Raw genomic sequence first — 13,284 nt, 5'->3', positions numbered from 1 at the left:
CGCGCGAATGCGCTATGAGCCGCGTCTGAATCGCAGAAAGCTGGTCTGATGTCTTTTACCCTCGCCATCGTGGGCCGTCCCAATGTGGGCAAGTCCACCCTGTTCAACCGCCTTGTGGGCAAGAAGCTGGCCCTGGTCGACGACCAGCCGGGCGTGACGCGCGACCTGCGCGAGGGCGAGGCACGGCTGGGGGATCTGCGTTTTACCGTGATCGACACCGCCGGTCTGGAAGACGCCACCGACAACTCGCTGGAAGGCCGCATGCGCCGCCTGACGGAGCGGGCGGTGGATATGGCCGACATCTGCCTGTTCATGATCGACGCCCGCACCGGGGTGACGCCGACCGACGAGGTTTTCGCCGACATCCTGCGCCGCAAGTCCGCGCATGTGATCCTGGCCGCGAACAAGGCCGAGGGCAACGCCGCCGAGGCGGGTGTGCTGGAGGCCTACGGCCTGGGCCTGGGCGAGCCGCTGCGCCTGTCGGGCGAGCACGGCGAGGGGATGCCGGACCTTTACGGCATCCTGCAGCCGCTGGCGGAGAAGTTCGAGGCCGAGGCCGTGGATCATTCGCCGGACACCGATGTCGAGCTCTATGAAGAGATCGGCGAGGACGAGGAAGAGGTGGTTCCGGTTCCGACCGACGCCAAGCCGCTTCAGGTCGCCGTGGTGGGCCGCCCGAACGCGGGCAAATCGACCCTGATCAACAAGATCCTGGGCGAGGAGCGGCTGCTGACCGGGCCTGAGGCCGGGATCACCCGCGATGCGATCTCGCTTAAGATCAATTGGAACGGCGTGCCGATGCGGGTGTTCGACACCGCCGGCATGCGCAAGAAGGCCAAGGTGCAGGAGAAGCTGGAAAAGCTCTCGGTCTCTGACGGCCTGCGCGCGGTGAAGTTCGCCGAGGTCGTGGTGGTGCTGCTGGACGCCAGCATCCCGTTTGAACAGCAGGACCTGCGGATTGCCGACCTGGCCGAGCGCGAAGGGCGCGCGGTTGTGGTTGCGGTCAACAAATGGGACGCCGAAGAGCACAAGCAGGACAAGCTGCGCGACCTCAAGGAAGCCTTCGGCCGCCTGCTGCCGCAGCTGCGCGGCGCACCGCTGGTGACCGTGTCGGCCAAGACCGGCAAGGGGCTGGACCGGCTGCATGATGCGATCATGCGCGCCTATGCCACCTGGAACCGCCGGGTGCCCACCGCCGCGCTGAACCGCTGGCTGGTTGGCATGCTGGAGCAGCACCCGCCGCCAGCGCCCCAGGGCAAGCGCATCAAGCTGCGCTACATGACCCAGGCCAAGAGCCGCCCGCCGGGGTTTGTGGTGATGTGCTCGCACCCCGACAAGCTGCCGGAAAGCTATACCCGCTATCTGGTCAATGGCTTGCGCGAAGATTTCGACATGCCGGGAACGCCGATCCGCCTCTATATGCGCGGGCAGGGGGACAAGAACCCCTATAAGGGCAAGCGCGCCAAGAACGCCGGAGCCCTGGCCAAGCACCTGAACAAGCGCGGCAGCTGACGCGGCAAGCGCGGGACGGCTCCCGCCCGGCCTCGCGGCATTCACAGAATACCTTGGCCCGTTGGGCCCGGCGCCGCCCTGACGGGCGGCGCTTTTTCGTTGCGCCCGCCGCGGCTTCGGCGGGGCTCTGCCGTGCAGCGCTGTCCGCAACGGGCCTGTTTCATCACGCGCGGCAGAGTGTTATCCTTAGGGTTGAGGCGTCTGGACGCGGCCGTCTTGCTTTTGGAATGGCCGGGATTATCTCAGTTTAATCTTGGGCGGGCTGCGCCTTTGTTCGCATGCCTGTCACATCGCGCATTTATGGGTGAATTTATGGATCTGAGGGCACACACGCGCAAGTTCACCGAAAAGGACAACCGTCTGGCATCGCTCAGCTATTTCGGGACATTTGCAGTCTATTTCCTGTCGCTGTATCTGGCCGTCGCCCATGCGGACCGCTGGTATGTCATGCTGTCTGCCGGGGCGGTTTTCGCCTTTGCCGCGGTGCGGCTTTACGTGCTGCAGCATGACACCGGGCACCATTCGCTGTTTGAGACACGCCTGCAGAATGAGATCGCGGGCCATGTGCTGTCGCCCTTCACCTTTGCGCCTTTTGAGGTGATGAAGCAGAACCACAACCTGCACCATTCCAACATCGGCAATCTGGAGCACCGCGAAACCGGAGAAATCCACACCATGACGGTGCGGGAGTGGAAGGCGGCCGGGTTTTGGGAGCGGCTGGGCTACCGGCTCTACCGCAACCCGTTTGTGCTGGTGCCGCTGGGGTCTGCCTTCACCTATTTCATCCGCTACCGCTGGCCCAAGAACACCGTGCGGTTCGGGGTTTGGGGCGTGGTCCTGCACAATCTGGTGATCGTGGCGATGCTGGCGCTGCTTTATTGGGCGGCGGGGATGACCGGCATCTGGATCTGGCTGGTGTTTTCCTTCCTTGGCGGCATGATCGGGGTGTTCCTGGTCTATCTTCAGCACAATTTCGAGGACACCTACTGGGACCGCCGCCCGGACCTGAACCCGCAGGTGGCGGCGCTGCAGGGATCGTCCTGCCTGGATTTCGGCTGGTTTTTCGACATGGCGGTGGCGAATATCACCCTGCATGACATCCACCATTACAATGCGCGCATCCCGTCCTACCGGCTGCGGCAGTGCCATTACAGCCTGCCGCCGGAGCTGGGGCTGCGCCGGATCAAGTTCCCGGAAGCGGTGCGGGCTTTGACGCTAAAGCTTTGGGATGAAGACAAAAAATGCCTCGTGCCCTTTCCTGCCTAGGCGGAGCCGGGCGATCCCTGCACCGGGATATTAAAGATAAAGCGATGAACAGAAGGGAATAGATCAGGCATGACACCAATTCACAAGCTGCGCGGGGTCGGGCCGGCGCTGGCCAAGGTGCTGCAGGACCATGGCGTGCGTTCCGTCGAAGACTTGGCCGGGATGGATGACGCCGGCCTGCGCGGCATCCCGGGTATCGGAGCAAGCCGCGCGGCAGCGCTGACGGCCTTGGCCAGCGAAGCTGCGGACACCGGAGCGGAGGACCGCCCGGCTCAGGCTGCCGCCGTCAAGCCGGTGAACGGCAATGCTGCCCCCGGCACGGGCGGCGGCCAGGCGGAGGCCTCTCAGGCGCAGCCGTCGCAGGAAGAGATGGACAGAAAGCTTGCCGAAGCCGAAGCGGCCCGCAAGGCAGCGGAGGAGAAGGCGGCAAAAGCCAAGGCAAAGGCCGCCAAGGCCAAGCGCAAGGCCGCCAATCTGTCGGAGGAATTTGCGGCCGCGAAAATCAAGGCCAAGCTTAAGGCCAAGAAGATGAAGGCCAAGGCCAAGAAGGCCATCGAAAAGGAGAAGGCCAAGGCGCAGGCGATCCTGGAGGGGAAGACCGGCGAGAAGAAAAAGAAGAAGGCGAAGAAGTAACGTCTGGCCTTTGATCTCAAATAAAAACCGGCGCCAGATGGCGCCGGTTTTCTTGTTTGGGGCTGGGTTGGGTCAGACCAGCTGCCCCTCGGCGGTCAGGGTCAGCTTGCCGCCAAGGTAGGGCGCCAGAACCTCGGGCAGCTTGACCGAGCCATCGGCCTGCTGGCCGTTTTCCAGCACCGCAATCAGGCAGCGCCCGACGGCCAGACCGGAGCCGTTCAGCGTGTGCACGAACTGCGGCTTGCCGCCATCCGCGGGCTTGAAGCGCGCATTCATCCGGCGGGCCTGGAAATCGCCGCAGACAGAGACCGAGGAGATCTCGCGGTAGGTGTTCTGCCCGGGCACCCAGACCTCGATGTCGTGGGTCTTGCGGGCGCCAAAGCCCATGTCGCCGGTGCACAGGACAATGGTGCGGTAGGGCAGGCCCAGACGCTCAAGGATGTCCTCGGCGCAGCGGGTCATGCGCTCATGCTCCTCAACGCTCTTGTCCGGATGGGTGACAGAGACCATTTCGACCTTCTCGAACTGGTGCTGGCGCAGCATCCCGGCGGTGTCCTTGCCGGCCGAACCCGCCTCGGAACGGAAGCACTGGGTGTGGGCCACATAGCGGCGCGGCAGGTAGCTTTCCTCAACCGTCAGGCCGTTCACGATATTGGTCAGCGTGACCTCCGCCGTCGGCACCAGCCACCAGCCGTCAGTGGTCTTGTAGCTGTCCTCGCCGAACTTGGGCAGCTGGCCGGTGCCGTACATCATCTCTTCGCGCACCAGCACCGGGGTCCAGGTCTCGGTCAGGCCGTTTTCGTCCACATGGGTGTTGATCATGAACTGCGCCAGCGCCCGGTGGATACGGGCCACCGCACCGGACAGCACCACAAACCGGCTGCCCGACAGCTTGGCCGCAACCTCGAAGTCCATGCCCGGCTTCACGCCTTCGATCTCGAAATGCTCCTTGGCCTCGAACTCCAGCGCCTTCGGCTCGCCCCAGCGGCGGATTTCGACGTTGTCGTCTTCGTCCTCGCCCAGCGGCACATCGTCGAAAGGCAGGTTCGGAATGGTGGCCAGCATGTCGTTCAACTGCTGGTCCAGTTCCTTGGCCTCGGTGTTCATGGCCGCCACTTCGGCCTTCTTTTCGGCCACCAGCGCGCGCAGGCGTTCGAATTCGGCCTCATCGCCGCGGCCCTTGGCAGCACCGACTTCCTTGGAGGCCTTGTTCTGCTCAGCTTGCGCGGTTTCCGCCGCCAGGATCTTGGCCCGGCGCGCCTCATCCAGCGCCAGGATCTCGGATGACACGCCCGCATCCCCGCGCCGCGCCACAGCGGCGTCGAAAGCGGCAGGATTTTCGCGGATAGCGCGGATGTCATGCATGAGAGTCTCTCCTAGCGTTGCAAACAATTGAATCAGTAGGCCCATCCTATGACGCAAGGGTGAACAAAGGGGAAGGGGGGCGTGCGGTCTGTCTGCAAGCGGGTTATTCGGTCACAGCCCGGTGGCTGCGGAATTGCTAAGGCCGGGTGCTGGACCCGGCCTCATTTTGCTTATTCCGCGGCCATCGGCAGCGTGTGCACGTGATGCCGCGGCGGCTGCATGCGGATCTCTCCGGTCAGGAAGTCGGCATAGTCGAAAGTCAGTTCCGTGCCGGCCGGAACATTGGCCAGCGCCCGGCCCCATACCCCGTCGGAAAAATCGAGGTTCGGGTACATGGAGTGGTTCAGGAAACGCCCTTCGTCGCATTGCAGGATCAGGTAGCCCGGGCGGCAGGGATCCGGGAAGCAGTAGCGTTCAAGGAACTCCTTCATGTGCGGTTCGACATTGTCCAGCTTGCTCTCGGGGAAGGTGGTGTCGAGCATCCTGTCGTAACGCCAGACAATGTCGCCCTTGGTGATGTTGTCATGGCAGAAAACGCCCAGACCTTCGATGGCCGAGGGGGCGAGATAGCAGCGCACCATCATCATGCGCCTGTTCCTTCTTTCAGGAATGGCCGGGCCGCCATCCGGACCGGAAAGAGGGGGGGCAAAGCCCCGCGCCTGGCGGCTTGCGCACGGGAAAGCAAAGCGCCGAATCACGCTGTTTTGCAATCAAAATCCGCGTTCCGGCGGTGTCTGTTGACGCTTTCTTGCGCCACCTGCCGGAGCCGGTGCCGCCGTGGCCTGCACTCCGCCTCTGCGGGGCTGCAGCGTTCCCTTGCAAACCCCCGGTCCAGCGCATAGGTTCCGCTGCAAATTTCCGGCATGAACACCTTGCCGCTTTGACAGAAGGAATATCCCATGGACGCTGGCGCAATCGGCCAATTTCTCCCGCTTATCCTGATCTTCGCGATCATGTACTTCCTGCTGATCCGCCCGCAGCAGAAGAAGATGAAACAGCATCAGGCGATGGTGGACGGCCTGCGCCGCGGTGACCAGGTGGTGACCCAGGGCGGCGTGATCGGCAAGGTGGCCAAGGTCAAGGAAGACGGCGAGATCGAGGTGGAAATCGCCGAGGGCGTCAAGGTGCGCGTGGTCAAGGCGACCATTGCCCAGGTTCTGAACAAGACCGAGCCGGCAGCTTAAGCGCCCCTTGCAACCATCTGAAAAGGCAGGGCAATGCTGCAAATTGATCTCTGGAAGAGGGTGCTGATCTGGCTGGTGTGCGCAGCTGGATTGATGCTTGCCCTGCCAAACGGGTTTTACACCCGCGTCGAACAGTCCAACGACGCGGCCGCCGATATCATCGCCAAGGGCGAAACGCCGGAGCGGCTGGAAACGGCCGGCCAGTGGCCGTCGTTCCTGCCGTCGGGTCTGGTGAACCTGGGCCTTGACCTGCGGGGCGGCGCGCATCTGCTGGCCGAAGTGCAGGTTGAGGACGTCTATGAGGCGCGCATGGATGCGCTGTGGCCGGAGGTGCGCGATGCGCTGCGGCCGGAGCGTGATACCGTCGGCACCTTCCGCCGCCAGCCGGGGCCTGCGGATGAGATTCGCCTGAAGCTCTCCAAACCCGATGGCATGGCCCGCGCGCTGGAAATCGTGCGCGGCCTTGCCAACCCGATCACCACGCTGACCGGCGTCGGCGCCAACGACATCGAGGTCTCGGCCCAGGGCGACATCCTGGTGGTGCGCCTGAGTGAGGAGGAAATGATTGCCTCCGACGACCGCACCGTGCGCCAGTCGCTGGAAATCGTGCGCCGCCGCATCGACGAGGTGGGCACCCGCGAGCCGACCATCCAGCGCCAGGGCGCAGACCGGATCCTGATCCAGGTTCCCGGCATCGGGTCCGCGTCGGAACTGAAGGAGATCATCGGCACCACCGCGCAGCTGACTTTCAACCCGGTTGTGGGCCGCGGCAGCGACCCCGACGCTGCCCCCGGCATGGGCAACAAGGTGATCCCGTCGCTGGATGAGGAAGGCGCCTATTACACCATCGAAGCCGCCGCCGTTGTGACCGGCGAGGACCTGGTGGATGCCCAGCCGTCTTATGACCAGAACGGGCGGCCTGCGGTGACCTTCCGCTTCAACACCTCCGGCGCGCGCCGCTTTGGCGACTACACCGCCGAAAACATCGGCTCGCCCTTTGCGATCGTGCTCGATGACGAGGTGGTCTCTGCCCCGGTGATCCAGTCGCACATTCCCGGCGGCTCCGGCATCATCACCGGCAACTTCACCATCGAGGAAAGCACCAATCTGGCCGTGCTGCTGCGCGCAGGCGCGCTGCCTGCCGGGCTGGAATTCCTGGAAGAGCGCACCATCGGCCCCGAGCTGGGCCAGGACAGCATCGATGCCGGCAAGATTGCCACCATTGTGGCCTTTGTCGCGGTGCTGGTGTTCATGGGCCTCAGCTATGGCCTGTTCGGCCTGTTTGCCAATGTGGCGCTGATCCTGAACATTGCACTGATCTTCGGCATGCTCAGCCTGATCGGCGGCACCCTGACGCTGCCGGGCATCGCCGGCATCGTGCTGACGGTCGGTATGGCGGTGGACGCCAACGTGCTGATCTTCGAACGTATCCGCGAGGAGCTGAAATCGGGCCGCGGCCCGGCCAAGGCCATCGACGAAGGCTACTCCAAGGCGCTGAGCGCCATTCTCGACGCCAACATCACCACTTTCATCACTGCGGTGATCCTGTTCGCTATCGGCTCCGGCCCGGTGCGCGGCTTTGCGATCACCCTTGGTTTGGGCATTCTGACCTCGGTTTTCACCGCGATCTTTGTCACCCGCCTGATGATCGTCATGTGGTTTGAACGGCGCCGTCCGAAAACGATTGAGGTGTGATATGCGGCTGAGACTTGTTCCCCAGGAAACCTCTTTCGATTTCTTCAAACGCGCCAAGCTGTGGCTGGGTATTTCTGCCCTGATGATGGTGGTGGCGATGGCCTCCTTCCTGTGGCAGGGGCTGAACTTCGGCATCGACTTCCGCGGCGGCACCACCATCCGCACCGAGGCATCCGAAGTTGTGGATGTCGGCGCCTACCGCGACGCGCTGGCGGTGCATGAGCTGGGCGATGTGTCGATCACCGAGGTGTTCGACCCGTCGTTCGAGGAAGACCAGCATGTGGCCATGATCCGCATTCAGGCACAGGACGACGGCGAGGCGATCTCCGGCGAGATGATCGAAACGCTGAAAACCGCGCTGGACGCCGTGGCGCCGGGCATCAAATTTGTCTCGGTTGAATCCGTCGGTCCCAAGGTCTCGGGCGAGCTGATCACCACGGCGGTGATTGCGGTCGCTTTGGCGATTGCGGCGGTGCTGGTCTACATCTGGTTGCGGTTCGAGTGGCAGTTTGCCCTCGGTGCGGTGGCGGCACTGGTGCATGACGTGGTGCTGACCATCGGCGTGTTCTCGGAGCTGCAGATCCGTTTCGACCTGGCGATCATTGCCGCCCTGCTGACCATCGTCGGTTACTCGCTGAACGACACCGTGGTTGTGTTCGACCGGGTGCGCGAGAACCTGCGCCGTTACAAGCAGAAGGATCTGGCCGAAGTTCTGAACATCTCGATCAACGAGACGCTCAGCCGGACGGTCATGACCTCTGTCACCACGCTGCTGGCGCTGATCTCGCTGTACGTGCTGGGCGGCGACGTGATCCGCGGCTTTGTTTTTGCGATGATCTGGGGGGTGCTGGTCGGGACCTATTCGTCCGTGTTCGTGGCCTCCACCATCCTGCTGAAGCTGGGGGTGAAGCGCGACTGGTCGAAGCAGGCGAACACCACCGGCAACCAGTTTTCGAACATCGATGCTTGAGGCCTTTCAGGCAGCCCTGGACACACCGGGGCTGTTCTGGCTGTTCCTGACCATTGGAGCCGCGGGTCTTGTCCGCGGCTTCACTGGTTTTGGCACCGCGATGATCTTTGTCCCCGTCGGCGCGCAGTTCCTGCCCGCGGCGGATGTCGTGTTCCTGATGGTGCTGATGGGGGTGTTTTCCACCATCACCCTGTTCCCGCAGGCCTGGAGCACGGCTGACAAAGCAGAGGTCGGCGCGCTGGCAATGGCGGCGGCGGTCACGGTGCCTGCGGGTCTGTGGGTCATGTCGCAATTGGATGCCCTGACGCTGCGCTGGCTGGCAGCCGCGGTCATCGGCGTGACGCTGGCCGCGGTGATCTCCGGCTGGCGCTGGCAGGGGCGGCTGGGCTGGCCGGGACGGTTTGCCATCGGCGGCGCGGCGGGCGTGGTCGGCGGCATGACGGGGCTGACCGGGCCGGTGATCATCGTCTTTTACCTGGCCAATGTGCGCGACGTGGCGAGGGTCCGAGCCAATACCATCGTGTTCCTTGCGGCGCTTGACGTGGTGATCGCTGCCAACCTGATCTTTGGCGGCATGGCCAGCCTCAAGGCGGTGATCCTGGCCTGCCTCCTGGGCGTGCCTTACGTGATCACCACGCTCACCGGAAAGGCGCTGTTCGATCCCGGATTGGAGAAGCTCTACCGCTTTGCCTCCTATTCCGTGATCGGGCTGGCCGTGGTATCCAGCCTCCCTGTATTTGACTGAAAGGACCGCGTATGCGCCTGAATGAAGTGAGCTATAGCGACGCGCAGCCGATTGACGGCTATGGCGCGGGGTTCTTCCGCATCGGCGGGCAGGTGCATCAGGGGGCGGTTCTGACATCGGCGGCCGGCACCGCGGCCTGGGGCGGGCTGGGTGATGCAGAGCCGCTGCTGGCGCTGGCCGGGGAGATCGACGTGCTGTTCATCGGCACCGGCGAAGAGATCGCCCATATCCCCGCAGAGCTGCGCGCCGCGCTGGAGCAAGCCGGTCTGGGGGTGGAGATCATGAATTCGCCTGCCGCGTGCCGCACTTACAATGTTCTGCTGTCAGAGGGCCGGCGGATCGCCATGGCGGCGCTGCCGGTCTGATTTTGTGCAGAGTCTTTTGACCTGCCGCAAAGCGGGCCGCGGCTAAATGGTCTTTTCATGCGCGGGCACAATGGGATAAGCGGGCTTCATGACAGTAACTGTGACGGATCTGAGCGTGGCCCGCGGAGGTATCCCGGTGCTGGAGGGGCTGAGTTTTTCCTTGGCTTCCGGCAAGGCGCTGATCCTGCGCGGCCCCAACGGCATCGGCAAGACCACGCTGCTGCGCACCGTCGCAGGCCTGCAACCCCCGCTGCGGGGGCAGGTTGAGGGCGCTGAGGACCAGATCGCCTATGCCGCCCATTCCGACGGGCTGAAGCCGACGCTGACGGTGGCAGAGAACCTGACCTTCTGGGCCAGTGTCTTTGGCCGCAATGGCATTGAACAGGCGCTGGACGGGTTCGACCTTCAAACCCTGCGCGACCGGCAAGCCGGTGCGCTGTCGGCTGGACAGAAACGCCGCCTGGGCCTCAGCCGGATGCTGGTCACGGGCCGCCCGGTCTGGATCATGGATGAACCGACGGTGAGCCTCGACACGGCCTCGGTCGCGATGTTTGCAAATGCGGTGCGGGCGCATCTGGGGCAGGGCGGTTCGGCGCTGATTGCCACCCACATCGATCTGGGGCTGGAGGCAGAGGTGCTGGACGTCGGCCCCTACAAGGCCAAGCCGCCGGAGATCGACGACTTTGACGGAGACTTCTTGTGATTGCGCTTCTCCTGCGGGATCTCAAGCTTGCCCTGCGTGCGGGCGGCGGCTTTGGCCTGGGCCTTGCGTTCTTTCTGATCGTGACCGTGATGGTGCCGTTCTCCGTCGGCCCGCAGTCCGAACTGCTGGCCCGTATCGCGCCCGGCGTGCTGTGGCTGGGGGCGCTTCTCGCCTGCCTGCTGTCGCTCGACCGGCTGCTGGCGCTGGATTGGGAGGACGGCTCGCTCGACCTTCTGGCCACCGCACCGCTGCCGCTGGAAAGCACCGTCACGATCAAGGCGCTGGCCCATTGGATCACCACCGGGCTGCCGCTGGTGATGGCCGCGCCGGTGCTCGGCGTGTTGCTGAATCTGCCGGCCGCCGGCTTTCAATGGCTGGTGATCTCCCTGCTGCTGGGCACGCCTGCGCTGTCCGTCATCGGCACCTTCGGCGCCGCGCTGACGGTGGGGCTGAAACGCGGGGGCCTGCTGATGTCGCTCCTGGTGATGCCGCTCTATGTGCCGACGCTGATCTTCGGTTCGGAGGTGGCCCGCCGCGGCGCCGAGGGCATGGCGGTGCAGACGCCGCTGCTGCTGCTGGCCGGGATCTCCGCCGCTTCCATCGCCTTGCTGCCCTTTGCCAGTGCTGCCGTCCTGCGCGTCAATTTGCGCTAGGGGCCAGCCAATTGAGAAACCCGAGAACAAGAGCTAAATAGCCACCATGTCGATATGGGAATACGCCAACCCGAAGAAATTCCTGGCCACCACCGAAAAGGTGATGCCGGCCTTGTGGGCCGGCTCAGCGGTGCTGATCACCGTGGGGCTGGTCTGGGGGTTTTTCTTCACGCCTGATGACTACCGTCAGGGCTCAACCGTCAAGATCATCTTCCTGCATGTGCCCTCGGCGCTGATGGCGATCAACGCGTGGTTCATGATGCTGGTCACTTCGCTGGTCTGGGTGATCCGCCGTCATCATGTCAGCGCGCTGGCGGCCCGGGCCGCCGCGCCTGTGGGCGTGGTGATGACGGTGATTGCGCTGATCACCGGGGCTATCTGGGGCCAGCCGATGTGGGGCACCTGGTGGGCCTGGGATCCGCGTCTGACCTCCTTCCTGGTGCTGTTCCTGTTCTACCTCGGCTACATCGCCCTGTGGGAGGCGATCGACAATCCCGACACCGCCGCCGACCTCACGTCGATCCTGTGCCTGGTGGGTTCGGTGTTTGCCGTGCTCAGCCGCTACGCGGTGAACTTCTGGAACCAGGGGCTGCACCAGGGCGCGTCACTGTCGCTGGACAAGAAGGAAAACGTCGCCGATGCGTTTTCCAATCCGCTGTATGTCTGCATGGCGGGGTTTGTGCTGTTGTTCATCGCGCTGGTGTTCTACCGCACCGGAACTGAAATCCGCGCCCGCCGCATCAAGGCTCTGATGGCGCGCGAACGGCTGGAGGCCTGATGCCCGATCTTGGAAAATACGCCGATACGGTGCTGTCGGCCTACGCCGCATCGCTGCTTTTACTGGTGGCGCTGGTGGTGCTGACGATCTGGCGCGGCCGCAAGGTCCGCCGGGAGATGGAAACTCTGGAAAGCAGGGTAAAGCGCAATGGCTAAGATCTCTCCGCTGATGGCGGTCCCTGGCCTCGTGTTTGCAGGCTTTGTCGGCCTGGCGCTGGTGGGCATGTTCCGCGAAGACCCCAACAGCTTGCCCTCCGCCCGCGAGGGCCAGCCCGCACCGCCGGTTGTACTGGATGAGTTTCCCGGCAAGGAAATGTTCAGCGACGAAACCCTGCGCGACGGCAATGTGAAACTGGTGAACTACTGGGCCAGCTGGTGCGCGCCGTGCCGGGTGGAGCATCCGAACCTTGAGGCGCTGTCCAACGAAGGCATTCCGATTTACGGCATCAACTACAAGGACCAACTGGCCAATGCGGAGGCCTTCCTGAAGGAGCTCGGCGATCCCTACACGGCCATTGGCCGGGACGAGAAGGGCCGGATGGCAATCGACTGGGGCCTTTATGGTGTGCCGGAGACCTATGTGGTGGATGGCGAAGGCAAAATCGTGCTGCGCTTTGCCGGGCCTGTGACCCAGCGGGTGATCGAAAACACCCTGCGCCCGGCGATGGAGAAGGCCGCAGGCCAGTAACCGGGCAGGGCGCGTCAGGCGCCCATGCCCATGCCCAAGGCAAAGCTCTTGAAGCCCGGCTCCGCCGCCAGCAGCGTGTGGAGCTGCGCGAAATCTTCCTGCTTGGAGCGCCAAATCAGATAGTCGCTGAAGGCCTCGGCAGTTTCCCAGCGCTGGAAGATGGCAATTTCGTTCCGGTCCGGGGCAAGCAGCGTGTCCGCTTGCAGGCAGCCGGGATAATCCCGGACCTGTTCCACCATCTGTTTCACCAGTACCGCCAGCCGGGTGTATTGCCCCGGCAGTGGCTGCAGCTCAATGATTACTGCTTCGGTCAATGGAAGCTCCGCGTGTCAAAAGGGGCAGCGGCCTGGCCGGCTGCCCGGAAATTTCTGCTGGAGGCGCCGCATATCAGCTGAAAATGCTGAGATCCAGAGGCAGTCCGGCCCCCAGCCAGATACCGTGATCGCGATGATCCGCCAGGGCGTCGCCGGTTTCCGGATGGGCAAACACGATCAGCCCCTCCCGGTTCAGGGCCAGCCAGGGCAGAAGCTTGGCGAATTGCTCCGGGCTGGCGGCCAGCTGGCAGGACCACCTTGGATGCGGGCCCACGTTTTTCTGATGCATCCGGCCCATTTGAACGCCGAACTGCTGAGCCGCTTGCTGGCAAAGGGTGCGGGCCTCTTCGGCGGTGGTTTCGCCGAAATAGACGTGGGCGTGATAGCCGGTGATGCTGCTGGTCTGTTTCATGG

At 63.8% G+C, this 13,284-nt stretch carries 17 protein-coding genes; 13 read left to right on the top strand and 4 right to left on the bottom strand.

Annotated elements, in window-relative coordinates:
• The first annotated feature begins 48 nt into the window (after window positions 1-48).
• The 3 genes from der to R2C4_RS09810 all read left to right on the top strand — a co-directional run bounded on the left by der (window position 49) and on the right by R2C4_RS09810 (window position 3,411).
• Window positions 49-1,512: a ribosome biogenesis GTPase Der gene (gene der / locus R2C4_RS09820; RefSeq protein WP_058287101.1), complete on the top strand. Its 1,464-nt coding sequence runs from the start codon at window positions 49-51 to the stop codon at window positions 1,510-1,512.
• Window positions 1,513-1,824: 312 nt separating this feature from the next.
• The gene (locus R2C4_RS09815; protein ID WP_141890492.1) at window positions 1,825-2,778 is read left to right on the top strand and encodes a fatty acid desaturase; all 954 of its coding nucleotides are present in this window, start codon (window positions 1,825-1,827) and stop codon (window positions 2,776-2,778) included.
• A gap of 69 nt (window positions 2,779-2,847) precedes the next feature.
• Window positions 2,848-3,411, top strand: coding sequence for a helix-hairpin-helix domain-containing protein (locus R2C4_RS09810; protein ID WP_141890491.1), 564 nt, complete (start codon window positions 2,848-2,850; stop codon window positions 3,409-3,411).
• A gap of 72 nt (window positions 3,412-3,483) precedes the next feature.
• On the opposite strand, the gene serS is transcribed toward R2C4_RS09810, so the two are convergent.
• A complete protein-coding gene (gene serS, locus R2C4_RS09805) occupies window positions 3,484-4,776 on the bottom strand; it encodes a serine--tRNA ligase (protein ID WP_141890490.1) in 1,293 nt (430 codons plus the stop codon).
• Window positions 4,777-4,946: 170 nt separating this feature from the next.
• Entirely contained in the window at window positions 4,947-5,363 is a 417-nt protein-coding gene (locus R2C4_RS09800) for an SET domain-containing protein (RefSeq protein WP_141890489.1), read from the bottom strand.
• A 312-nt stretch (window positions 5,364-5,675) separates the two neighbouring features.
• On the opposite strand from R2C4_RS09800, the gene yajC reads away from it, so the two are divergent.
• The 10 genes from yajC (at window position 5,676) to R2C4_RS09750 (ending at window position 12,556) form a co-directional block, all read left to right on the top strand.
• Window positions 5,676-5,960: a preprotein translocase subunit YajC gene (gene yajC / locus R2C4_RS09795; protein ID WP_058287096.1), complete on the top strand. Its 285-nt coding sequence runs from the start codon at window positions 5,676-5,678 to the stop codon at window positions 5,958-5,960.
• A 33-nt stretch (window positions 5,961-5,993) separates the two neighbouring features.
• Window positions 5,994-7,655 (top strand): protein translocase subunit SecD, encoded by a 1,662-nt coding sequence (gene secD, locus R2C4_RS09790; protein ID WP_141890488.1) that lies wholly within the window; start codon window positions 5,994-5,996, stop codon window positions 7,653-7,655.
• A gap of 1 nt (window position 7,656) precedes the next feature.
• Window positions 7,657-8,625, top strand: a complete 969-nt coding sequence (secF, locus tag R2C4_RS09785) for a protein translocase subunit SecF (RefSeq protein WP_058287094.1) — start codon at window positions 7,657-7,659, stop codon at window positions 8,623-8,625.
• Window positions 8,618-9,370 (top strand): TSUP family transporter, encoded by a 753-nt coding sequence (locus R2C4_RS09780; protein WP_141890487.1) that lies wholly within the window; start codon window positions 8,618-8,620, stop codon window positions 9,368-9,370. Before secF ends, R2C4_RS09780 begins: the two co-directional genes overlap by 8 nt.
• 11 nt (window positions 9,371-9,381) lie before the next feature.
• Complete coding sequence (locus R2C4_RS09775) at window positions 9,382-9,735, top strand: Mth938-like domain-containing protein (RefSeq protein ID WP_141890486.1); 354 nt, start codon at window positions 9,382-9,384, stop codon at window positions 9,733-9,735.
• 88 nt (window positions 9,736-9,823) lie between these two features.
• A complete protein-coding gene (gene ccmA, locus R2C4_RS09770) occupies window positions 9,824-10,438 on the top strand; it encodes a heme ABC exporter ATP-binding protein CcmA (RefSeq protein WP_141890485.1) in 615 nt (204 codons plus the stop codon).
• On the top strand, window positions 10,435-11,091 hold the full coding sequence (gene ccmB, locus R2C4_RS09765) for a heme exporter protein CcmB (RefSeq protein WP_058287090.1): 657 nt from the start codon (window positions 10,435-10,437) through the stop codon (window positions 11,089-11,091). The genes ccmA and ccmB overlap by 4 nt, the downstream gene beginning before the upstream one ends.
• A 46-nt stretch (window positions 11,092-11,137) precedes the next feature.
• On the top strand, window positions 11,138-11,869 hold the full coding sequence (locus R2C4_RS09760; RefSeq protein WP_008554610.1) for a heme ABC transporter permease: 732 nt from the start codon (window positions 11,138-11,140) through the stop codon (window positions 11,867-11,869).
• A complete protein-coding gene (gene ccmD, locus R2C4_RS09755) occupies window positions 11,869-12,024 on the top strand; it encodes a heme exporter protein CcmD (RefSeq protein WP_008556119.1) in 156 nt (51 codons plus the stop codon). The genes R2C4_RS09760 and ccmD overlap by 1 nt, the downstream gene beginning before the upstream one ends.
• Entirely contained in the window at window positions 12,017-12,556 is a 540-nt protein-coding gene (locus R2C4_RS09750) for a DsbE family thiol:disulfide interchange protein (protein ID WP_141890484.1), read from the top strand. The genes ccmD and R2C4_RS09750 overlap by 8 nt, the downstream gene beginning before the upstream one ends.
• A 14-nt stretch (window positions 12,557-12,570) precedes the next feature.
• Here R2C4_RS09750 and R2C4_RS09745 read toward each other — a convergent pair whose 3' ends face one another.
• Together R2C4_RS09745 and R2C4_RS09740 are read right to left on the bottom strand one after the other, a co-directional pair.
• Window positions 12,571-12,870, bottom strand: a complete 300-nt coding sequence (locus tag R2C4_RS09745; RefSeq protein ID WP_141890483.1) for a putative quinol monooxygenase — start codon at window positions 12,868-12,870, stop codon at window positions 12,571-12,573.
• 73 nt (window positions 12,871-12,943) lie between these two features.
• Entirely contained in the window at window positions 12,944-13,282 is a 339-nt protein-coding gene (locus R2C4_RS09740) for a DOPA 4,5-dioxygenase family protein (RefSeq protein ID WP_141890482.1), read from the bottom strand.
• Window positions 13,283-13,284 lie beyond the last annotated feature (2 nt).

It is taken from the genome of Leisingera aquaemixtae (assembly GCF_006740765.1).
Taxonomy (GTDB): domain Bacteria; phylum Pseudomonadota; class Alphaproteobacteria; order Rhodobacterales; family Rhodobacteraceae; genus Leisingera; species Leisingera aquaemixtae.
Note: the sequence above shows the minus strand (reverse complement) of the source record. Positions and strands in the feature narration are given on the sequence as shown.

Bases quoted from the DNA above. Each gene is read 5' to 3' on its own strand.
- der (WP_058287101.1), top strand. From the start codon at position 49: ATGTCTTTTACCCTCGCCATCGTGGGCCGTCCCAATGTGGGCAAGTCC.
- R2C4_RS09815 (WP_141890492.1), top strand. From the start codon at position 1,825: ATGGATCTGAGGGCACACACGCGCAAGTTCACCGAAAAGGACAACCGT.
- R2C4_RS09810 (WP_141890491.1), top strand. From the start codon at position 2,848: ATGACACCAATTCACAAGCTGCGCGGGGTCGGGCCGGCGCTGGCCAAG.
- serS (WP_141890490.1), bottom strand. From the start codon at position 4,776: ATGCATGACATCCGCGCTATCCGCGAAAATCCTGCCGCTTTCGACGCC.
- R2C4_RS09800 (WP_141890489.1), bottom strand. From the start codon at position 5,363: ATGATGATGGTGCGCTGCTATCTCGCCCCCTCGGCCATCGAAGGTCTG.
- yajC (WP_058287096.1), top strand. From the start codon at position 5,676: ATGGACGCTGGCGCAATCGGCCAATTTCTCCCGCTTATCCTGATCTTC.
- secD (WP_141890488.1), top strand. From the start codon at position 5,994: ATGCTGCAAATTGATCTCTGGAAGAGGGTGCTGATCTGGCTGGTGTGC.
- secF (WP_058287094.1), top strand. From the start codon at position 7,657: ATGCGGCTGAGACTTGTTCCCCAGGAAACCTCTTTCGATTTCTTCAAA.
- R2C4_RS09780 (WP_141890487.1), top strand. From the start codon at position 8,618: ATGCTTGAGGCCTTTCAGGCAGCCCTGGACACACCGGGGCTGTTCTGG.
- R2C4_RS09775 (WP_141890486.1), top strand. From the start codon at position 9,382: ATGCGCCTGAATGAAGTGAGCTATAGCGACGCGCAGCCGATTGACGGC.
- ccmA (WP_141890485.1), top strand. From the start codon at position 9,824: ATGACAGTAACTGTGACGGATCTGAGCGTGGCCCGCGGAGGTATCCCG.
- R2C4_RS09760 (WP_008554610.1), top strand. From the start codon at position 11,138: ATGTCGATATGGGAATACGCCAACCCGAAGAAATTCCTGGCCACCACC.
- ccmD (WP_008556119.1), top strand. From the start codon at position 11,869: ATGCCCGATCTTGGAAAATACGCCGATACGGTGCTGTCGGCCTACGCC.
- R2C4_RS09750 (WP_141890484.1), top strand. From the start codon at position 12,017: ATGGCTAAGATCTCTCCGCTGATGGCGGTCCCTGGCCTCGTGTTTGCA.
- R2C4_RS09740 (WP_141890482.1), bottom strand. From the start codon at position 13,282: ATGAAACAGACCAGCAGCATCACCGGCTATCACGCCCACGTCTATTTC.